Origin of the sequence: Streptomyces sp. NRRL F-5630, from assembly GCF_000719475.1 — a bacterium.
Taxonomy (GTDB): Bacteria; Actinomycetota; Actinomycetes; order Streptomycetales; family Streptomycetaceae; genus Streptomyces.
Genome location: NZ_JOGO01000227.1, coordinates 1 through 217 on the forward strand (window position 1 = coordinate 1; position 217 = coordinate 217).

Annotated in this window: 1 protein-coding gene; it reads left to right on the forward strand. The window is 65.4% G+C overall.

All coding sequences use genetic code 11. The features are described from left to right. The coding region (locus IF99_RS31520; protein WP_037828430.1) for an AMP-binding protein at positions 1–217 on the forward strand (217 nt) is incomplete at both ends.

Sequence of the window (217 nt, forward strand, 5' to 3'; positions counted from 1 at the left end):
GGACCGGCTCACCCCACTCCTCCCCCAGCACCCCGCCTACGCCCTCTACACCTCCGGCTCCACCGGCACCCCCAAAGGCACCCTGATCACCCACGCCTCGCTCACCAACCGGCTCCGATGGATGCAGGCCACCTACCACCTCAACACAACAGACCGGGTACTCCAGAAAACACCTCCCACCTTCGACGTCTCCGTCTGGGAACTCTTCTGGCCCCTC